This window comes from Arthrobacter sp. NicSoilB11 (genome assembly GCF_019977375.1).
In the GTDB taxonomy this organism is placed as follows: Bacteria; Actinomycetota; Actinomycetes; order Actinomycetales; family Micrococcaceae; genus Arthrobacter.
The window spans coordinates 1-20,646 of sequence record NZ_AP024659.1; the positions used below are offsets into that span (position 1 = coordinate 1).

Below are 20,646 nucleotides of genomic sequence, written 5' to 3' on the forward strand. Positions count from 1 at the left end.
ATGCTTCGTAAGGTGACATTGGCGGACGTCTCGCGCGCGGCCGAGGTTGGGGTAGCTACGGTATCCAGGGCTCTCGGGGACCATCCGGATGTCAGCGAAACCACGCGCCAGCGCGTTCGCGCTGTGGCGCGCAATCTTGGGTATCGTCCCTCTGCCACAGCGCGGGCGCTGCGCAGCGGTGAGTACCGCGCTATCAGTGTCATCGTGCCCGATGCAGGGTGGGGATGGTGGGAGCCGGTCGTTCGCGCTGCATTTCGAGCAGCCGCCGAAGAGGGCTACTACCTTATGGCGCATCCAGTCGCCGGCACTAAAGGCGGCGCCGCCGCGATTGTGGGGGCACTTGCCAACGTACCGACGGACGGTGTGATCATTATTGGAGTGCCGGATCAAGATGGCGTGCGCGAAGCATGTGACCGCATAGCACTGCCTGCTATTGCGATCGACGATACTAGTCGCACTGTTCGGTTTCCGACCATTTCCGCGCAGAATCGGGAAGGCGCCCGAATTGCCGTTGAGTATTTGATTTCGCTCGGCAGACGATCGATCGCGCTCCTGCGTCCAAACATGGAAATGGAGACAGATACTTGGGGTGACGGGCTGTTCATTGACCACCGCACTCTGGGGTACCGGGATGCACTGGATTCGGCCGGAATTACCTTCGACGAGTCGCTGATAATTGACTGCATGGATCCCTTTAATGAAACACGCATGCACTGGAGGGAGCTGGAATCAGAACTGTCGAAAGGTATCAGAATTGACGCTATGTTCTGTGCTGCGGATACTATGGCAGCTGCCGCCCTGCGGACCCTTCGTGCCCGCGGGTTGAAGGTACCCGAAGACATCTCCATTGTGGGGTTTGACGATGAGCGCGCTGCCATGCTGGTCGATCCACAACTAACCACAATCCGGCAGCCCTACGCCGAGATGGGCCGGCATGCGGTTCAGTTACTGTTGCGCAAAATTCAAGGTGAGGACGTTGAGATTCGCCGCTACGAATTCGTCACGGAACTCGTACGACGTTCATCAACTCCCTCGCCCCAAGAGTGTCAGCAAAACTGACGGCACAACCGGATGACACGACCACACAAGCGTACCCGCATGCATGACCCGCCGGTCGCACAGTCGCCCTCGGTAGGACAGTCCGCCAGGAACGGCGGCAAACGATGTACGCCTTCAGGGCAGCGCGAATTTGTCGGCAACCAGTTGCAGCCACCGTACCGGCACGTTGGTTAGGTACGTCGGCTGCCGATTTCACCAAAACCAAACGAGGACAGACCCCTCAAACTCTCCACTGGCCCAAGCCCTAGCCCTAAGAGGACAACCCTGGGCCCAGTGGAGAGAAACGTCCGACGGAGGCCATTGGGCCAAAATTAGTTGGTACCCTGGGCATCCTCTATTACGTCGTACAGTGCGGTCCCGTGGTCTGCATGCTGTAGTTCGTCGAGCCTGGTACGCGAGGCGAGAAAGGCGGGATCCGCATGCCAAGCCTCCCAGTCCGCTTGACTTCTCCAGGTGCCAATGATGACGCGAGTACCGGGGGCGTCAGCGGGAGTGAGCAACTGACCGTGTATCCAGCCTTCCTTGTTGTGGGCTGATTTAAAGCGCTCTCGGATTAGCCGATCCCATTCTTGCTCTGCGTTCGACTCGAGCTGCATAGTGCTGACAACGGTTATCACGTCGCCTCCTCATGAGGATTGAATTTCTACCACAAACGTCTAGTCCGGGGAACAAGAACAGGATAGATGACCCCGCGCACGGCTGCGAAGTCTTCAGCACGTGCAGTTGTGCGCCGAGGAATGACCCTGGTGGCACTCATTCTTGCCCCTGTCTGGTGGCTCCAATAGCTGCCATTACAGATACCTAACGCAACTTACAACAAATGAAAAGTTCCACTCCCCCGGCAGCATTGGCGAAATGGACAAGCCCGCGGAATGTTCCATTACAACATCAAGCGAATTCGCTTGAGAATCGTCCCGTCAGCGGCCTCCGGTCCGCTTCGACCTGTCGTTGATCCTCCGCTTGAACGGGCTAATTGGTGGTTCAAGATGAGTGTCTGGCAGTCCACCCGGGCTTGTTAGCGCGGCGTCTTGGGAGGGTCAGAATCGCTGGGGGTCTACGTTGTAGTTGCGGTGGAAGCAGTTTTCCGGGTCGTATTCGCGTTTTACTGCAGCGAGGCGGCGGTAGACTTCTGGGGTATAGACCTCGATGACCATCTCTGGTGTGACCTCTGAATTGTTATTTAGGAGACCGAATTTAGAAGTCGTGGCACCGGCGTGAAGTAGGGCCGCGTCCAGCTCTCGTGCCCTCTCGGGGTACTTTGCAGCTCCGTGGCTCGTCCCGTCCCATTCCGCGACGGCCAGCACGCCCATCGCATCGCGGTGCCGGGCCGGCGTTCCCTTCGGGTTTCCGAAGGGCCTTCCTTCGATCTCCAGTTTCACAGAATTCCCGGTCGAGGGCTCGCTGATGAACTTATCGAGATTCGCCGCAACGGCTTCAGCGAAACGACCGTTTGACACGGCGATCTCCCGGTCGATCCAAAGGTTGAACATTCCGTCTTCGAAACTACCCACCTCGGCGTTAAGGGCGACTACCTCGTCGTACGAGCGGATGGCAATGGAGTCGGACACGGGTCGACCCAGGCCACGAAGCCGTTCGATGTCCCGTTCGGCGATATCGAGCTTTCCGAGGTGACCCACGCAGACTGTAATAGCAGGGGCCCCGCTTTCGTCCATGCTTATGAAAACGCTGGGGTAAAGATGATCTGCCATTGCGTTGAGCGCATCGAGGATGGACGTCAGAAGGCTGGGCAGCTTATCGACCGCTGGCTGCCAGGTCATGAATCCGGCAAGCATCTGCCTGGGCAGCTCGTGGAGAGCGACCTCGACCTCTGTGACGACACCAAAGTTAGGGCCTGCACCTCTGATTGCCCAGAACAATTCGGGCCGTTCATCCGCCGAGCAGTGAACCAGCTCGCCTGTTGCCGTCACCAAAGTCGCTCCCACGATGTTGTCGCTGGCGAGACCATAGAACGGAGTGAGGAAGCCGACGCCTCCATTGAGCGCGAGGCCGCAGAACCCGACTTTGGGGTGCATGCCCGTTACAGCCGCTAGACCGTGTCTGGCTGCCTCTTGGACGAGATCGCCAGCGATCACCCCACCACCGACGCGCGCTCTACCCGTGACCGTGTCAATGTCGATGCTATCCATCAGCCTGAGGTCCAAAACGATGCCGCCGTCGTTGGTCGCATACCCATTTGGATTGTGGCCACCGGCACGGACCGATATCTCAAGGTCATTTTCGCGTGCATAGCGAATGGCTTTCTGAACGTCTCCCGCGCTCGTGCAGCGCGCGATCACCGACGGCCGCTGCTGCAAGTGGCGGCCGTCCCAAATCCCCGCGACCGCATCAAAATCATTATTGCCGGGGAAAAGAACATCACCATCAATATTGAGTGGCGTGGTTATCCTTGGTAACGCCAATTTCTGCTCCTCCATCTCTTGACACACGACAGTCGCGGTTAATTTAGTTTCTCTGGTTCAGTCCGCAAGAGGGACTGCGTGCCTCGGTTCGAGCCCCTTGCTCCCGGATAGGGGCAGTATTTTTGTCAAAATTTCCTGTTCATACCAGATCCGCTGCTCCTGGCAGTCGCCCAATTCAGTGTGGAGGACGCGTCTGCAGCGGAACGGATGTAAGCAGGCTATGGAACTAGCCGGGCGAGGCCGCCGTCAACACTCAGTTCCCGATAAGCCTGCGTGATGTTCCCCTGAGAATTTCGACGCGCTGCTCGAGAAGCGAGTAACCGCGCCCTTTCTTCTGTTCCGACCTCATTCATTCGCTTGGCCACGATAGGCGTAAGCGTTTCGAGATCTTCCAGGCTCGTCTCACCGATCATTTTCGTAGCCAGCGATTCCTCAGTCGCATCAGTGAACACCTTTATGCTTTCCTCGGGCCTGAGAACCTGGGTCACGGAGTCCTCCAGACGCGGATCAATCGAGGTGATCTCAATGGTCGAGGAATGAGCGAGGCCGTTCTCCTGACCATACGCATAGACCGAGCGCAAGTTTTCCCTCAGGTAACGGAGATCTGTCCAGCCCAGTGGAGCTCGCTCGACATAGGAAAGATCACGTTCCGCGTGTTCGTCGGGGACCATCAACCGCGTGATCCCATAGTCCTTTACGGCGGCGAGCACGGAGTAGGAGTCGTTCTCTACAAGCACCTCGTAGCGATGGGGAACCACGTCAAGCATGATGTGGCTGCCGTGCATCTGCCCGACATGAAAGAGAATGATCGGTGGATACTGGGGCTTTGTCGTCGCACGCTCTGGAACCAGTCCGTAGAACAACGGCGTCATGGCAAGCAACGCGAGACTCGTCTCAATTGCCCCATACGGTTTGCTCAATACGATGCCAAGCCGCTCTGTCATGCCCCAGTTGGGGAACAGGTCGTCCAGCGTTCCGGAGGTGCGATTGCCGTCCGATCCAATACGAACGCCGAAACTTTCCCTGGCGACGAACTTGGAGAGGTGCATGTGAGCTCCTTATTGCATGCATCCCGTAACTCTGTCGGGATGGGATTCTTTTCAAAGACGCTTAACCGCGGTTGAGACTCTTAGTTCACGCGCAGATAGTGCGCGTGAACTAAGAGAAGGGCGATTGACGAGCTGCCACTGCCACTTTTGCCCGGTCATCACACCGGGTTTAGAAAGAGCGTATTAACTTTCCGTACCGGGAACCAGGTCGCCAGCGTCGTCTCGGCCGATTCTGGCGTATACCTCGGGTCGACGGCTGCGGTAGACCGCGGCCAGGATCATTCCCGTAGCGATGATGGCAAGGATCAAGCCCAAGAGCGCCCAGGTGAACCATCCTTCGGTACTGGTGAGCAATCCGAAATTGAGTCCGGAGAGCACTAGCGCTGTGGTGAAAAATACGAATGCGACACCGCTTCCAATGGCCGGCCACACCGCTTTTCGCCCACCTTTCTTATCCCGGGAAAGGAAGACAGTGATGGCAAGGGCAGCGAATGCAATAAGTATTGCGAATGCGAACGAGTAGATGCCTGCCAGGCGTGCGTACGCCGTCTCTCCGTCGGTTCCACTGAAAAGGACGATGCCGACGAGTACCATTACGCTGAGCACGACGGAAGACCGATGCGGGGAACCATGCCGGGCGTGCACACGGGCCAATGACTTGAACAGCGCTCCATCAGCCCCCAGGTTGAACAGGTAGCGGGAGACGATGTTGTGGCTCGCCAGAGAAAGGGCGAAGCAGCTTGTAATCAGAAGGGAAGTAACCGCGTAGTAGGCCGCGGTGCCGGTAAACTGCTGAACGCTTGCCCCGGAGGCCTCCACGACATTGTCGGTGAGTACGCCCATGATGGCGTTCGGCCCATAGGCGTTGATAAATACCCAAGCCGTGAGTGAGTAGAGGATGGCCAGGATTGCGACAACCGCGAAGGTTGCGCGCGGAATAGTTTTTTCAGGGCGCTTAACTTCGTCCCGGAAGATGATGGTGGCCTCGAATCCGCCATAGACGCCGATTCCGAACATGAAGGCGATGCCGATGTCACCACTGAAAATGTTCTCTGGTTTGAAGCTGTCGAGACCCATACCCTCCGCGCCTCCCTGCGTTATGACGGAGACGTTGTACATGACCATAAGGAGCAACTCCAGCGCCAGGAAGACTGTAAGGATCTTCGCAGAGAAGTCGATGTTCAGATAGCCAAGGATCGAGACGATGATAAACATAACGCTGCCGTACAGCCACCATGGGAGGTCTGGGCCATTGAGGGCGCTGTGTACAAGGTTCTCCGCGGCGATCCCACCAAGGACATACCCGGCAATGTTGGCTGCAAAATAGCAGACTATGGCCGTGAATCCTGTACCGAGACCAGCGATCTTTCCCAACCCGGCGGAAACATACGAGTAGTAGCCACCTGGTCTCGGTAGGCGAAGCCCCATGGCGACCAGACCGGAGGCGAAGAGCGCAGCGACAACGCCACACACGAGCAACATCACCGGTGTGCCGATGCCGTTGCCCAGGAGGATCGCAACGGGCAGGAACCCGAGGAAGTTCACCATCGGGCCGTTGTAGGCCAAGACAGTGAAGATGAGGTTTACAAAGCCGATGCTTCCCTTTAGTTGGGAATCTTTACTCGGCGGAAGGTCCACGCCGATCTCAGCCTTATGCATTTTTATCTCAGACATGGGGAATGCTCCTGGATTTGGTTGGGGGGCGAGCCGGTAGAGCTGCTGTGCGGCCACCATTCCTGCGGGTGCCTCGACGCTGAGGCCAGTTTTAGTCTGTTGTGCACGTCACTTTGCAGGTTCCATCTAAGTGGGCGAATCCCACGACGACAATCTGACTTGCATACGTTTTGAATCCGGAATTTGTACGGAAGTTTGAATCCGAAAGTACGGTCGCCGTGCTATTATCCGCTCGGATGTTCGCCTCCGAGTCTGAGTTCAGCAGTCGGCCGCATCCTTACTCAAGTCGTTGACAGCACCCGGGGTTCGACTCACGCAATAACTTCACCCCCCATTACATTTATTGCGTCCCCGAGGGCCGGGGATTTGGGCGCTGGACCTGGTATGACTTTCTTGCCCTGTCACTGATGATCCGGGGGTGTTGTCGCCAGGTTCGGAGACACGCGTTGACTGCTGATAGGGACACGGCTGGCTCCTTCCGAAGGATCCAGGTCTCTTTGTAACGTGGGTGCCAGCATCGGGTGTCGTGACTGTGGCCAGAAGTGGTGCAAGGGAGCGCCGGATGAACGAAGGATACGAGGTCTACTGCGGCTTGATGTTGGCAAATGCGAGCATCACGCGGCCGCGTTGAGCGCGGTCGTAAACGGGTAGTCGGTAAGGCGTTGCCGCAAGACGAGGCCCGGCTGCGCGAGCTTTTCACTTGCTTGCAGCAGCACGGCCGGGTCCTGGTGATCGTGGACGAACCCAACACCATTGGCGCTCTTCCGATAGCCGTGGCCGGGGACTGCGGGTGCACCGTTGCCTACCTGCCCGGCCTGGCGACGCGCAAAGCGGCTGACCTGTACCGCGGAAGTCCAAAACGGACGCCCGGGATGCGTTCATCATCGCTGAGACCTCACGTGCCATGCCACGCACGCTGCGGGCAGTAGACCGAGACAGCGAAGTGCTCGCAGCGCTGAAGGTCCTCTTCGGATTCGACACTGACTTGACTCACGAATGCACCAGAGCGATCAACCGTCTGCGGTCTCAGATTCTGCAAATCTTCCCCGCCCTGGAGCGTGTCTTCCCAGGAACAGTGCTTACCCGGTCCCTGGTCCTGGAGCTGTTCATCAAGTACTCCGGCCCCATCGGGCTGCGAGCTGCCGGCGGTCCAATGTGCTGCGCTGGGCCCGAAACTACAGCCGGAAGTATCCGCTGAACCTGGTCGAGGCGATCTTTGCGGCATTGGACGAGCAAAGCGTCTCCGTCATCGGCGCCGAAGCCGTCGAGCTGGTCATCCCCCGCGTCGCAGCACAAACTAAAGAACACAAACACCAACGAGCGATCGTCGCCGAAGAAGTCGAATAGCTCCTCGATGACTTCCCTCTTTCCCAGGTCTTGATGTCCATGCCGGGAGTCGGCATCAAGACCGCAGCGACGATACTCCTGACCATCGCCGATGCCGGCACCTTCACCACTCCCGGGCACCTCGCCGCCTATGCGGGAATAGCCCCGGTGACACGACGTCCGGCACCTCAATTCGCGGTAAATTTCCCGCCGGCTCCGGCAACAAGCAGCTCAAGAACGCACTGTTCAGATCCACATGGATTGCCAGCCGCCACCATCCGGCCTCAAAGGCCTACTACCAAAGAAACGGGACCAGGGAAAGAAGCCCAACGCCGCAGTAATCTGTCTCGCTCCGCGCTGCTGCGACGTCATCTACTCAATGCTCAGAAACGGCGCCCTCTACGAGGAGAAACCGCCCCAAGCCGCTGACGAAAAGCATAGGGACACGCCCCGCATGCTGAGACAGAACGCAGCCATTGAATGGAAGGTGCCGCCGAAAGGAACAAGCGCTATCTAGTCCGGTCTCAAGAACGCGACCCCAGTGGCAGATGTCTTTGGGAGGAGTACACCCCAGCCTGACGTCGGGGCGCCTGACGTGGGACGACTTGCCCGTCGGTGGAGCTCCGGTGTGGTTCTTAGACACCTGACGAACCGCAGGAGGTGACATCGCCCACCCCTTCGCTAGCGACTTCCATCAAGACCCGATTCTTCGGTCTATTTTGAAAGTTCTCGGGCTACCGCAGCTCGGTTTCCTGCCCCTCCAACTGTCAGGGTGGGATCTGAGAACATCATGAGCCACCGTCAACAATGCGTTATTTCGCGCTATTCTGACGCCAGACCGGCGCCCGCAAGTTGCCCGCGCTCCCCTGCCACCCTGTCCAACGTTGCTCTGGGGAGAGGCGACCTTCGAGAAACTTTAAAGGGCAAGGCGTGCGGGGAACCCTCACACGGCTCCTGCTTCCTGGCATCACCGGATAGCTACTTGACCGAATATCAATTATCGGCGATTAAAGTACGGGAGGCGGAGCCGCCTTGACTGGGACTAACGGGCCGAGGGGCACCTCGTTCAGGAATGGCCACCCTAGCTGAGCTGCACTGGGTGCCGCCAGGTCCCATGAGGCCGATTTTCCCGGTGCCGATCTGCGTTCCTCAGCTTAATGCTCAAGAGAATTCGGGTGAACCGCCCGCGGCCCCCGCCGTTTTGTTCTATTTAGTTCGTGATCTCGTCAAGGATCGACGTGAGGAGTGTGCGGAACAGCGGGTAGTTCTCTGCCGTGGGAAAGTGCCCGATGCCAGGCATCCGTCCTCCTTTGGCGCGGGGAATGGCCCGTATCAGAGAGGCGGCCGTGCTGAGTGGTCGTGTTCGTAGATGAGCCCAAAGGGAACCTCTGTTGTCACCGTGACGCTGAAGCGGCTTGCGTTGTGTCGCGTAACGAGGACCCCCTTCCGCTCTGGAAGGGCTCTTTCGATTGCCATTTCCACCGCTTCATTAAGTTGCTGGTCGAGCGTCTGCTTGTCTTTGATACAGAAGTCCGTGACGGTTTCATGGCTTTCCATTCGATTTCCCTTGTTGTAGGCGGACGTGCTGGTGAGTCCTTATGCGACTGCGGGCCACCGCGCTTCGAGCATGGCGGAGATCCGTGTCACTCCATGCTGTTGGAAGGTTAGAGATGTAGGGCCCAAGACTTACTGGTCAGGTGGTGGCGCTGTAGAGGACCGGACGAGAAAGTTCGTGGGAAGGACGTTATTGGTGGGTTCGGCAGAAGTGCCGGCGAGCTGATCGAGGATGCTTTCCACAGCCTGAACACCTTGGTCGTGGGCGTGCTGGTCCAACGTGGTGAGGCCAAAGGATTGGCCGATTGGATGGGCGTCAATGCCGATCACCGATAGGTTGCCCGGGACGCTGAGGCCAAGATCCCTGGCTGCGAGAATTACGCCTGCAGCCATTTCGTCGGACGCACTAAAAACTGCTGTGGGCCTGTTGCCGGCGTCAGCGAGAAGGTTTTTGGCCTGCTGGTAAGCGTCATTGAAGGAGTAATCGGACGTCAGAAGCCATGCCGGATTCACAGGCAAGTCAGCACTTTTCATGGCGTGCAGATAACCTGACCGCCGGTCGCCCGACGTTCTGAAATATCGCTCCTGCTCGTTCTCGCCGCCCACATGAGCGACTTTGCGGTGGCCGAGGCCGATGAGGTGTTCTGTTGCACGTCGGCCAGCGTCGAACTCGTCAATGCTGATGGTGCTTACGCCTTCTAGAGGGCCCCCGACTCCAACAACCGGGATGCCTGTTGAGAGTAGCTGTTCGGTTTCTTGCTTATCCAGGTTCAGTGCTACAGCGACCACTGCGTCAAGTCTTTTTCTGAGGAGAAAGTTGGACAGGATGCTTTCCCGGTAGCGGTCACCCTCGAAGTTATAAAGGGTGAGGTCGTACCCAGCTTCCATGAGTGCGGCTGCGGCACCTTCCAGGACCGTGGAAAAGTACCACCGGCCGACGAAGGGCAGGACGATGCCAATGTTGCGGCTGCGCCCGCTGGCGAGGCTGGAGGCATGGTAAGACATGACGAAACCCAGCTCATCAGCAGCTTTCTGCACCTTGGTTCTGGTCCGTGCTGATACAAGCCCGTTTCCGCTCAGGGCGCGCGAAACAGTTGCTGATGAAACGCCGGCAAGCACGGCCACATCCTTGAGACGTGGGGCGCCCGGCTTGGTCCCTTCGGTAATCAGTCCAGCCGTAACCATATACATCCATCCGATAACAGGGTTGGGGATCCACTGGCCCCGTAGTCCGAGGACCGCCACCACCGGACACGGGGACGGGCTACGGGAACGGCAGCCAACGTCAGACCCGTTCGATCCTGCGCGGAGTGACCGGAAGCCGGGGTCATGGCTTCGATTGTAGGGTCCTTTGCTGTGTATCGAAAGCGCTTACGGTTACAACATCCCCGATGGTAAGGGGAAGTAGCGACGCCACATTCGCCTTTCGGCTGTCTCCAGTGGAAGCGCTTACTGCTGCCATCTGGTGTCCTGGCTGGTGCTGCCGCAGCGCCACATGCTGAACGCTGGACCGTCGCTGGGCAGTATGAAGAGGCCGTTCTCAGCTACGTGGAGATCCGCTGTGCCCGCGAGTCCGCGCAGGTTCCCACCGACGGTCTCGGAGGGCAACCTCACCGATGCATGCGCAGCCCGTGCGGCATGGACGAGGATACTCTCCCCCGGGGCTTCACGCAGAAACGTGAACGCGTCATCGCCTACAGAGAGCCACCGCAGGCCACCTTGGCGAAGGGCCGGGGACTGTTTGCGCGCTTCAAACAGGGCTCGGACGAGAGCGAGGCGCTCCGAGTTCCAATTCTCCTTGGCGGCCCAGGGGAAAGGCCGCCGGCCGTCCTCGCCGTTTACGCCCTCCTGGCCAATCTCGTCACCGGCCCAGAGCATCGGGATGCCTGGCATGCTGGCCAGCAGGCCCAACGCAACAGCCACCAGTCGCAGATCGCCCAGCATCGTGCTGATGCGCATCGTGTCGTGGGATCCCACCAGCGTGAGAGCGTGCGATGTGGCACGCCAGGGGGAGGCAGCGGAGAACTCCCGCATGGAAGCAACGATGTCACTTCCGGACAGCCTGGGAATCGCGGTAAAGGGCCCGGGTTCAAAGGGGACTTCCGATGGTCCCTTGAGCCACTGCCAGACGGGGCGGGTAAAACCGGCGTAGTTCATCACGCCATGCCAGCCATCTCCTTTAAGGTCTTGGGAGGCATCGTGGCTGTGCTCGGCCAGCAGCAGCGCGTCAGGGCTTGCGTCAGCCATGGTCTTGCGCAGAGTGGTGGCCACTTCATGGTTCAGATCCGTGGCGCCGAGCCGGCCGGTCATGTTGGCGACGTCGATGCGCCATCCGTCGAAGCCGTGTGGGCCGAGCCAGCGGGCCACGACGGACTGTTCACCTTCGTAGAGGCGCTTCCGCAGCTCTGGGTTGCTGTGGTCAAACTTCGGCAAGGACCGGTGCCCGAACCAGCACACGTAATCGTCGGGGTGGTGGTTGAAGAGGAAAAAGCCTGCTTCGGAGCTGCCCGGGTCATTGACTGCGGCCTTGAACCATTCGTGGACGTTTCCGCAATGGTTGGTTGTGAGGTCTCCGAGGAGGTGCATGCCGCGTGCGTGGACGGCCTCGGACAGGCGTCTTAAAGCGGCGTCGCCGCCAAGTAGCGGGTCCACGCGGTCGAAGCTTGAGGCATCGTATCGGTGATTGGAGCGGGAGGGAAAGATCGGCGTGAGGTAGATGGCGTTGGCGCCGGTCGACTGAATGTGGTCAAGGTGCTCAATGATGCCGTCGAGGTCCCCGCCGTAATACTGGTACGGCGTTTCCGGCCCCCTGCCAATGACGGGGCTGTCCCAGCCCTCCGCAATGGCCCAATCCGGCGCTGGCCGGTCAACTGATTTGGCGAAGCGGTCAGGAAAGATCTGGTAGAGCACCGCCTCGCTCGCCCACGCTGGAGGCGCAGTATGGGTGCTGATTCGGAAGTCCGACGCGTCGGTTACGTCATGGGTGTGCAGCCCTGTTCCGTTGAGCCACTGGTAGCCGTTCTGGATTCCGTCAAGAAGCCAGCGATAGTTCACAACAGGGTTCTCAACGGAAATGTCCGCCCGCAGCCAGAATTCGTATTCATTTGCTCTGTCGGTTGCCGTCTCAAGCAGCGCCTGCTCTCCGTCCACACATACACGCAGGAGGGCCCGGGTTACCCCGCTTGCCCGCGGGACACGCAGGAAAACGGAGACCTGGTCCCCCACGGCAGGCGAAAGATCGGAGACATACGTGGCCGACCCGTCGTGGTGCGGCACATTCCAAAGTGGCTGGTTCTGCCGCACGGGCGGTCCATCGAAACAAGACATGGCCTCGATTGTAGGGCTTATCGACCAAAATGTAAGCGCTTCCCTTAATTTTTACCATCGAAAGGTCCTCTTATGAGCGGGGATCTCAGAATTAATCCCATGGGGCTAGACAGAAAAAATGGAAGCGGTTACATTTGTGACGCCACTCACGTCCACCCCGGCTTGGGCTGTCGCCTGGCTGAGGTAGGAAGGCTCGATCACTCACCGCCCCTTCACGTTGCGGTGCAATCCTGAAAAACGTGCCAGAAAGGTACACCAATGAAGGTGACTTCCATTGCCGCGGGCCCTACCCGCCGCCACTTCACAATCGCCGCACTCGGTACGGCCGGAGCTCTCATCCTCAGCGGCTGCGGAAGCAGCGGCACATCCTCATCCCCGGCATCTGCTCCCGCCCAAGAGGGCAAGAACCTTGCCGAGGGAGGCTCGTCCACCATCACCCTGTGGGCCGACAACGCCCGGGTAAAGGTGCTGAAGGACGTCGCAGCCAAATTCAAGGCAGAGACCGGAATTGAAGTGAAACTTGTAGGAAAGGACACCGTCCGCGAAGACTTCATCACCCAGGTCCCCACGGGTAAGGGCCCTGACCTGATCGTCGGCGCCCACGACTGGCTCGGCCAGCTTGTGCAGAACGGCGTCGTTGCACCGGTTGAACTGGGCGACAAAGCGAAGCTTTTCGAGGATTCAGCCATGAAGGCAATGACCTACAAGGGCTCTGTCTATGGCGTTCCCTTCGCCATTGAAAACATCGGACTTGTCCGTAACACGGCCCTGGTCAGCGGACCTGCAGCCACATTCGATGAGGTGGTTACCAATGGAAAGAAGGCCGTTGCTGACGGTAAAGCCGCCTACCCCTTCCTGGTCGGGCTCGATCCAAAGCAGGGCGATCCCTATCACCTGTATCCGCTTCAGACCTCTCTCGGAGCCCCGGTATTCGGCACCGGCGCCGACGGCGGCTACGACGCGAGCAAGCTGACACTCGGCAATACCGGGGGCATCGAGTTCGCCAAAAAGCTCAAGGCATGGGGTGACACCGGGGAGAAGGTCTTGAACTCGAACATCACGGCCGATATTGCAAAGGAAAAGTTCCTCAAGGGCGAGTCGCCGTATCTTCTGACCGGCCCATGGAACATCCCTGACATCCAGAAGGCCGGCATCAACATCGCCATCGATCCTCTTCCCACCGCCGGGTCAGAGCCTGCCCAACCTTTCATTGGCGTCAACGGATTCTTTATCAGTTCAAAGAGCACGAATTCCCTGGCGGCCACGGAGTTCGCGGTGAACTACCTCACCACTGAAAACGTCCAAGACGCCCTCTTCACGGCCGGCGGCCGGCCCCCGGCGCTGAAGACTTCGTTCCAAAAGGCCGCGAAGGACCCGGTAGTGGCAGCCTTCGGCAAAATCGGCGCCAACGGCGTGCCTATGCCGGCACTTCCTGAAATGGACGCAGTCTGGGCCGACTGGGGAGGCACGGAACTGGCGCTGATCAAGGGACAGGGCGACCCCGAAACTGCGTGGAACACCATGGTCGAGAACATTCAAAAGAAGATCGCAAAGTAAGCCTGCCGCGCTTTTTATGCCGGCCGGCCTGTCTGAGCAGGCCGGCCGGCCGCCGATAACATCTGCCTACCATCGCTGAAAGCCAAATCCCTCATGACTTCACTCGACACCGCTCAAGCCCCACCTACGTCACCGACCAATCCAAAGAAGCCCAGGCGCGGGCCCGATTCACTGGCCGGCATCCTCGTCAAAATCGTCCTGCTCGGCTTGGTCGATGCCTTCGCGGTGTACGTGATGATCGTACTTTTCATGAGTCAGAACTGGACCGTCCTGGTTGTCGCTGCCCTCGTCACAGGCCTGGTCAACTGGATCTACCTGCGCAAGGGGGGCCTTCCCGCCAAATACCTTGCTCCCGGAGTCTTCTTCCTCGCGATTTTCCAAATTTGCGTCGTTGCCTTCACGGGTTACATAGCCTTCACCAACTACGGCGACGGGCACAACAGCAGCAAGGCAGACGCAATAAGCGCCATCCAGCGCGCAGCCCAGCAAAGAGTTCCGGACTCACCTTCATACCGGGTCGCCGTGCTCGGACAAGGCGAGAACTTCTACCTGCTTCTCACCGGCCCCGACGGCAAGACGCTCATCGGGGGAGACGGAAAACCGGCCGAGAAAATTGAAAGCGTTCAACGCGACAGCACCGGCAAAGCAATCGGCGTAGACGGTTACAGCACGCTGAACCTCCGCCAGATCCTCGCCAACCAGAACAAAATCACGTCCCTCGACGTTCCCCTGTCGCCGAACGCGGCCGACGGATCGCTACGCACCGCAGATGGAAGCAATGCCTACATCTACCGTCCGACCCGGACATACGACCCCGCAACGGACACCTTCAAGGACACCGCTTCGGGAAAGATCTACCACGACGGAGGCCACGGAAACTTCGTCGACGACGCCGGGACCGCCCTGGAACCGGGCTGGAAAATCGACGTCGGCTTCTCCAACTTCACCAAAGCTTTTACCGATGACAACCTCCGGGGGCCCCTCCTTCAGGTCGCTGCCTGGACAATCACCTTCGCGCTGGCCTCTGTCGTCACAACATTCGTCATGGGCCTCTTCCTTGCCATAACGTTCAACCGGCAGGATCTGCGGGGCAAACGCATCTACAGGATCCTGATCATTCTCCCCTACGCGTTCCCTGTCTTTCTCTCCGGGCTCGTTTGGTCAGGCCTGCTGAACCAGGAATTCGGGTTCATCAACCAGGCACTCCTCGGCGGCGCCCAAATCCCCTGGCTGAGTGATCCGTGGCTGGCTAAATTCAGCGTGCTCCTGGTGAACCTGTGGCTCGGATTCCCTTACATGTTCCTTGTCTGCACCGGGGCCCTGCAGTCGCTGCCTGAAGAACTGGATGAAGCCGCACGCGTGGATGGCGCCAGCGCATGGAGGATCTTCCGTTCCATCAAGCTGCCGCTCCTGCTGGTATCCGTAGCCCCATTGCTGATTTCTACGTTTGCCTTCAATTTCAACAACTTCAACGTCATCTACATGCTCACCGCTGGAGGCCCCCGGTTCCAGGGAACCACGATGGACATCGGCGCCACAGACATCCTGATCACGATGGTCTACAAAGTCGCCTTCGGCGGCGGCGCCGGCCGAGATTATGGCCTCGCCAGTGCTCTAGCCATCCTCATCTTCATCATCGTGGCGGTTATCTCGGCATGGAGCTTCAAAATGACCAAGTCTCTGGAAGAAGTGAACTCATGACCGTCACAACCTCGACGCCCAAAATCTCACACCGGAAAACCCAACCCGCCCGACGCCACGATCGCGGCACAGTCTCATGGGCAAAAGAGAAGGGCTGGCGCCATCTCGTTGGAATTGTCACGATCATCTTCGCGCTGTTTCCCCTGCTCTATGTTCTCTCGGCCGCCCTGGACTCAAGCGGGACCCTTGCCGGAAGCAACAGGCTGTTCGGCCAGATCGGCTTCGAGAACTTCGCCCAGCTCTTCGCGGACCCCGCCCGTCCGTTCGGACGATGGTTCCTCAACACACTCTTCATCGGGGCAGTAACCTCCCTGGCCAGCGTGCTGCTGGGGGCCCTCGCCGCCTACGCCTTCTCGCGCATGCGCTTCAAGGGCCGCCGGCTCGGCCTGCTGAGCCTCATGCTGCTGCAACTGTTTCCCCAGCTGCTCGCCATCGTCGCCATCTTCCTGCTGCTCAGCGGCATCTCCGACGTTGTCCCCTGGCTGGGCCTGGGAAGCCAGCTCGGACTGATCATGGTCTACCTGGGCGGAGCGCTTGGAGTAAACACCTACCTGATGTACGGCTTCTTCAACACCGTGCCCACATCCCTTGACGAGGCCGCACGGCTCGACGGCGCCAGCCACGTCCAGATTTTCTTCGGCATCATCCTGCGCCTGGTAACCCCGATCCTGGCCGTAGTCGGACTGCTGTCCTTCATCGGCATCAGCAGCGACTTCATCATCGCCTCCGTCGTACTTCAGGACCCGGATTCGCAGACTCTCGCCGTCGGACTGTATTCCTATGTCGCACAACAGCGCTCCGAAAACTGGGGCGTCTTCGCCGCAGGATCCGTCCTGGCTGCACTCCCGGTAATGGCCCTCTTCCTGTTCCTCCAGAAATACATCACCAGCGGCCTGATCCAGGGCTCGGTGAAGGGATAGGCAGCCACCCAAGCCCAACAACCACACCCCCAACCTGCCCCCAGGCAGGACATCAGGTGAAGGCAAATCCCAGTACACGACAAGAGCAGATGGAGAATCAGCGGTGAAGACCGATATCCCCCACCATGACGGCTCGCCGCTGTATGTCTCCGACCAGACGCCGGCCGTGGGCAGCCAGCTACGGCTCCGGATGCGGATCCCGGCCACTTACGGCGGCGTCGACCGCGTTTTCGTTCGTTCCGTCAGGAACGGCGAACCGCACTTTGACGAAGCCCACCGTGTCGATCCTCCGGACTGCCCGGCCGTGGCCGGCCACTCCTGGCAATGGTGGGAATGTCCGGTCCTCGCCGTCAATCCTGTGCTCCGGTACCGCTTCCTGATCGAAACCACCCATCAGGGCAGGCCTGCATGGGAATGGTTGAACGCGGAAGGCCTTTTTGACCGGGATACCCCCGATTTTCAGGACTTCAGGTTGATCGCCCACGCCCCTGCTCCGGACTGGTTGCACCGCGCAGTGATTTACCAGGTCTTCCCGGACCGCTTTGCCCGTTCCCGAGACGCCTTAACCCGGGCTACCCCCGACTGGGCAGTTCGCTGCGGCTGGGATGAACCCGTTCAGCGAGCGGGAGAGGTCACTCCGCGCCAGCTCTACGGCGGGGACCTCGACGGCATTACCGGGCATCTCGACCATATTCAGGCCCTCGGAGCCTCCGTTCTCTACTTGACTCCCTTCTTCCCCGCCCGGTCCAATCACCGTTACGACGCGACGACTTTCACGAAAGTGGACCCCCTGCTGGGCGGAGACGAGGCACTCATCCGTCTGGTGGACGCCGCACACCACCGGGGGCTACGAGTGATCGGCGACCTTACGGCAAATCATTCAGGCGACGCCCACGAGTGGTTCACAGCCGCGCTTGAGGATCCGCACTCCGCAGAGGCCGGCTTCTACTATTTCAACGAAGACCACACCACGTACGCCTCGTGGTTCGGTGTGCCCAGCCTGCCGAAATTCAACTGGAACTCACCCGAGCTGCGCCGGCGCTTCATCACCGGGCCATCGTCGGTCATAAGCCGTTGGCTCGCCCCGCCGTTTAACCTCGATGGGTGGCGCATTGATGTGGCAAACATGACCGGCCGCCACGGAACCGACGACATGAACCGCGAAATTGCCACGCTGATCAGGCACACGATGCAGTCCATCAAGCCGGACGCAGTGTTGCTCGCAGAGTCAACAAATGATGCAGCAGCCGACTTCGACGGTACAACCTGGCACGGGGCGATGACGTATTCCAACTTCACCCGCCCCCTCTGGCAATGGCTCACAAAAGAGGACGCTCCCGTCAACTTTTTCGGGACGCCCATTCCGGGTCCTAACCGCATCAGCGCGAAAAACTTCGTCCAGACCCACCAAGCCCTGGCCGCGGCCTTTCCCTGGCGCATCCGCACGCAGAACATGAACGCCCTGAATTCTCATGACACTGCCCGGGCAGCCACCGTCATGATCCCCGGCGGCCAACTCGTGGGCCTGGCCATGATCTTCACACTGCCCGGGATCCCGACGCTGTTCGCCGGCGACGAATTCGGTCTCGAAGGGATCAACGGTGAAGAGGCCAGAACACCCATGCCGTGGGCGGAACCCGGGAAGATCCGAGCCAGCCTGGGCCCATACATTGCCGACCTCAGCCGGCTGCGCCGGGAGCTGCCGGCACTGCACGAAGGAAACCTGCGATGGTTATACGCGGGCGACGACGTGTTGATGTACGTGCGCGAGCACAACGAGGTTTGCGTCCTGATAGCAGCATCCCGAGCAGCATTCGAAGCCGTGGAACTGCCCGTATCGCTCATCCATTCCGGCTCCGGGAATGCCACACCATCCCCGTTATGGGGTTGCGGCACGGTTACGGCAAGGAGCACATCGCAATCCATCACCTTCTCAGGTTCCGGCCCCTCACTACAGCTGTGGAAACTCCCGGGGATCAAAGTTCCCACCGGAAAATCCGCATTTCACATGTCCACCGCTACCCCGAAAAATGACCCCACCGGAGCCACCACCGACCTGCCGCGGCCGGACCAAGCGCCTCAGCTCCAAGCAGCAACGCAGCATCACTGAAGCACGAACTCACCAACAGCAAAATCGCAGAACAACACGAATAGAAGGAAGCACCCTTGTCCACCACCGCCACTCTGGCAAACTCCTCTGAATCCGAGCGCATGGCCGACCCGAGCTGGTGGCGTCAGGCAGCTGTCTATCAGATCTACCCGCGCAGTTTCTCCGACTCCAACGGCGACGGCATCGGTGACATCAAGGGCATCACCTCGAAGGTCCCGTATCTGAAGGCCCTCGGAATCGATGCCGTCTGGCTCAGCCCGTTCTACCCGTCAGCCCTCGCCGACGGCGGCTACGACGTGGACGACTACCGCAACGTGGACCCGAAGCTGGGCACGCTGGAGGACTTCGACGAGATGGTGGCCGCCCTGCACGCCGCCGGCATCAAGCTGATCGCCGACATCGTCCCGAACCACTCCTCCGACCGGCACGAATGGTTCAAGGAAGCCCTCGCCTCCCCGAAAGGATCACCTGCCCGCGATCGCTACATCTTCCGCGACGGCAAGGGCGAAAACGGCGAACTGCCGCCCTCGGACTGGGACTCGGTGTTCGGCGGACCGGTCTGGGATCGCATCACCGAACCGGACGGCACCCCCGGCCAGTGGTACATGCACATCTTTGCCAAGGAGCAGCCGGACTTCAACTGGGACAATCCCGAGGTCCGCAAGGACTTCCTCAAGACCCTGCGTTTCTGGTCCGACCGCGGCGTGGACGGCTTCCGCATCGACGTCGCCCACGGCATGGCAAAGGACCTCTCCGAGCCTCTGCCGATGAAGGCGGACCTCGAAGCCAAAGCCGGCGCAGACGGATTCATCGACGGATCACACCCGTTCTGGGACCGCGACGAAGTCCACGAGGTCTACGCCGAATGGCGCAAGCTCTTCAACGAGTACAGCCCGCCGCGCACCGCCGTCGCCGAGGCCTGGGTCCACGAGACCCGCCGCGCCCGCTACGCCAGCCCTGAAGGACTGGGCCAGGCATTCAACTTCGACCTTCTGCAAGCCGATTTTGATGCGCCGAAGTTCAAAAAGATCATCATGGAAAACCTCACCGCCGCCAAAGAAACGGGCGCATCCTCCACCTGGGTTTTCTCCAACCACGACGTCGTCCGCCACGCCACCCGCTACGGACTGCCCAAGGGGCAGGCCACGGCGGCCCAGGGAACCAACGCCGCGCAGGATGTCACGGCCACAGAACCCAAGGGCCAGGACGGCAAAGCCTGGCTGCTGGCCGGCGGACCCGCCGAGGAACTCGACGTGGAGCTTGGCCTGCGCCGCGCCCGCGCCGCAGCCCTGCTGATGTTCGCCCTGCCCGGCTCGGCCTACCTGTACCAAGGCGAAGAACTCGGCCTACAGGAAGTCACCGAAATCCCTGAATCCGAGCGCCAGGACCCCGCCTTCTTCCGCAACAAGGGCGTAGAGATGGGCCGCGACGGCTGCCGCGTGCCCCTCCCGTGGAGTATCGAGGGCACCTCCTTCGGATTCGGCGACGGACCCGCCCACCTGCCCCAGCCGGCCTGGTTCAGCAACTACGCCGTTGAGGCCCAGGACGGGGTCGAAGGATCCACCCTGCAGCTCTACCGCACCGCCCTTCGCCTGCGCCGCGAACTCCAGGCCGACGAAGAGCTCGAATGGGTCGAGACTGGCAATCCAGCGGTCCTGCACTTCCGCCGGCCCGGCGGCTGGCAATCGGTCACCAACTTCGGGGACACCGCCGTCGACCTGCCGGCAGGCACCATCCTGGTCAGCAGCGCAATCCTCGAAGACGGCAAATTGCCGGCAAACACCACCGCCTGGCTGCGCTGAGCTTATCCGCTCACGGGCCGGAAGCTGCAGATAGGTGCCGTCTCGCGGGTCACGCCTCGGCACAGGACCCGCAAGACGGCACCTCACGCCTGCCGTGCCGGCGAGAGCAAACGAACTCAAGGCTAAGATGCACGGAGCCTGAAGCTC

The 20,646-nt window shown here is 59.9% G+C and carries 13 protein-coding genes and 1 pseudogene; 7 read left to right on the forward strand and 7 right to left on the reverse strand.

Annotation, left to right across the window (positions count from 1 at the left end; all coding sequences use genetic code 11):
- On the forward strand, positions 1 to 1,059 hold the full coding sequence (locus LDO14_RS20730; protein ID WP_159629959.1) for a LacI family DNA-binding transcriptional regulator: 1,059 nt from the start codon (positions 1 to 3) through the stop codon (positions 1,057 to 1,059).
- Positions 1,060 to 1,370: 311 nt separating this feature from the next.
- Here the strand turns inward: LDO14_RS20730 and LDO14_RS20735 are convergent, their stop codons facing one another.
- From LDO14_RS20735 to LDO14_RS20750, 4 genes are all read right to left on the reverse strand, one after another.
- Positions 1,371 to 1,676 (reverse strand): antibiotic biosynthesis monooxygenase family protein, encoded by a 306-nt coding sequence (locus LDO14_RS20735; protein WP_159629957.1) that lies wholly within the window; start codon positions 1,674 to 1,676, stop codon positions 1,371 to 1,373.
- 420 nt (positions 1,677 to 2,096) lie between these two features.
- On the reverse strand, positions 2,097 to 3,494 hold the full coding sequence (locus tag LDO14_RS20740; RefSeq protein WP_159629955.1) for an FAD-binding oxidoreductase: 1,398 nt from the start codon (positions 3,492 to 3,494) through the stop codon (positions 2,097 to 2,099).
- A 203-nt stretch (positions 3,495 to 3,697) separates the two neighbouring features.
- Positions 3,698 to 4,528, reverse strand: a complete 831-nt coding sequence (locus tag LDO14_RS20745) for a hypothetical protein (RefSeq protein WP_159629953.1) — start codon at positions 4,526 to 4,528, stop codon at positions 3,698 to 3,700.
- A 183-nt stretch (positions 4,529 to 4,711) separates the two neighbouring features.
- Positions 4,712 to 6,202, reverse strand: coding sequence for an APC family permease (locus LDO14_RS20750; RefSeq protein ID WP_159629951.1), 1,491 nt, complete (start codon positions 6,200 to 6,202; stop codon positions 4,712 to 4,714).
- Positions 6,203 to 6,764: 562 nt separating this feature from the next.
- On the opposite strand from LDO14_RS20750, the pseudogene LDO14_RS21630 reads away from it, so the two are divergent.
- Positions 6,765 to 7,931, forward strand: a pseudogene (locus LDO14_RS21630) (IS110 family transposase); the annotation flags it as partial.
- Positions 7,932 to 8,860: 929 nt separating this feature from the next.
- Here the strand turns inward: LDO14_RS21630 and LDO14_RS20770 are convergent.
- The 3 genes from LDO14_RS20770 to LDO14_RS20780 all read right to left on the reverse strand — a co-directional run bounded on the left by LDO14_RS20770 (position 8,861) and on the right by LDO14_RS20780 (position 12,232).
- Positions 8,861 to 9,085 (reverse strand): hypothetical protein, encoded by a 225-nt coding sequence (locus LDO14_RS20770; RefSeq protein WP_223995465.1) that lies wholly within the window; start codon positions 9,083 to 9,085, stop codon positions 8,861 to 8,863.
- A gap of 129 nt (positions 9,086 to 9,214) precedes the next feature.
- Positions 9,215 to 10,273: a LacI family DNA-binding transcriptional regulator gene (locus LDO14_RS20775; protein WP_346656255.1), complete on the reverse strand. Its 1,059-nt coding sequence runs from the start codon at positions 10,271 to 10,273 to the stop codon at positions 9,215 to 9,217.
- Positions 10,274 to 10,531: 258 nt separating this feature from the next.
- Positions 10,532 to 12,232 (reverse strand): glycoside hydrolase family 13 protein, encoded by a 1,701-nt coding sequence (locus LDO14_RS20780; RefSeq protein ID WP_223995467.1) that lies wholly within the window; start codon positions 12,230 to 12,232, stop codon positions 10,532 to 10,534.
- A gap of 435 nt (positions 12,233 to 12,667) precedes the next feature.
- Between LDO14_RS20780 and LDO14_RS20785 the strand changes: the two genes are divergently transcribed.
- The 5 genes from LDO14_RS20785 (at position 12,668) to LDO14_RS20805 (ending at position 20,499) form a co-directional block, all read left to right on the forward strand.
- Positions 12,668 to 13,966, forward strand: a complete 1,299-nt coding sequence (locus LDO14_RS20785) for a maltose ABC transporter substrate-binding protein (protein ID WP_223995469.1) — start codon at positions 12,668 to 12,670, stop codon at positions 13,964 to 13,966.
- Between the two features lie 93 nt (positions 13,967 to 14,059).
- Positions 14,060 to 15,667, forward strand: a complete 1,608-nt coding sequence (locus LDO14_RS20790) for an ABC transporter permease subunit (protein WP_223995471.1) — start codon at positions 14,060 to 14,062, stop codon at positions 15,665 to 15,667.
- Entirely contained in the window at positions 15,664 to 16,587 is a 924-nt protein-coding gene (locus LDO14_RS20795) for a sugar ABC transporter permease (protein WP_223995473.1), read from the forward strand. Before LDO14_RS20790 ends, LDO14_RS20795 begins: the two co-directional genes overlap by 4 nt.
- Positions 16,588 to 16,891: 304 nt before the next feature.
- Positions 16,892 to 18,697, forward strand: coding sequence for an alpha-amylase family glycosyl hydrolase (locus LDO14_RS20800; protein WP_223995475.1), 1,806 nt, complete (start codon positions 16,892 to 16,894; stop codon positions 18,695 to 18,697).
- A gap of 56 nt (positions 18,698 to 18,753) precedes the next feature.
- Positions 18,754 to 20,499 (forward strand): alpha-amylase family glycosyl hydrolase, encoded by a 1,746-nt coding sequence (locus LDO14_RS20805; protein WP_223995476.1) that lies wholly within the window; start codon positions 18,754 to 18,756, stop codon positions 20,497 to 20,499.
- Positions 20,500 to 20,646: the final 147 nt, after the last annotated feature.

What these genes read in the sequence shown, in the direction of transcription:
- LDO14_RS20770 (WP_223995465.1), bottom strand. Translation starts at nt 9,085, where the DNA reads ATGGAAAGCCATGAAACCGTCACGGACTTCTGTATCAAAGACAAGCAG.
- LDO14_RS20740 (WP_159629955.1), bottom strand. Translation starts at nt 3,494, where the DNA reads ATGGAGGAGCAGAAATTGGCGTTACCAAGGATAACCACGCCACTCAAT.
- LDO14_RS20775 (WP_346656255.1), bottom strand. Translation starts at nt 10,273, where the DNA reads ATGTATATGGTTACGGCTGGACTGATTACCGAAGGGACCAAGCCGGGC.
- LDO14_RS20790 (WP_223995471.1), top strand. Translation starts at nt 14,060, where the DNA reads ATGACTTCACTCGACACCGCTCAAGCCCCACCTACGTCACCGACCAAT.
- LDO14_RS20730 (WP_159629959.1), top strand. Translation starts at nt 1, where the DNA reads ATGCTTCGTAAGGTGACATTGGCGGACGTCTCGCGCGCGGCCGAGGTT.
- LDO14_RS20785 (WP_223995469.1), top strand. Translation starts at nt 12,668, where the DNA reads ATGAAGGTGACTTCCATTGCCGCGGGCCCTACCCGCCGCCACTTCACA.
- LDO14_RS20795 (WP_223995473.1), top strand. Translation starts at nt 15,664, where the DNA reads ATGACCGTCACAACCTCGACGCCCAAAATCTCACACCGGAAAACCCAA.
- LDO14_RS20745 (WP_159629953.1), bottom strand. Translation starts at nt 4,528, where the DNA reads ATGCACCTCTCCAAGTTCGTCGCCAGGGAAAGTTTCGGCGTTCGTATT.
- LDO14_RS20750 (WP_159629951.1), bottom strand. Translation starts at nt 6,202, where the DNA reads ATGTCTGAGATAAAAATGCATAAGGCTGAGATCGGCGTGGACCTTCCG.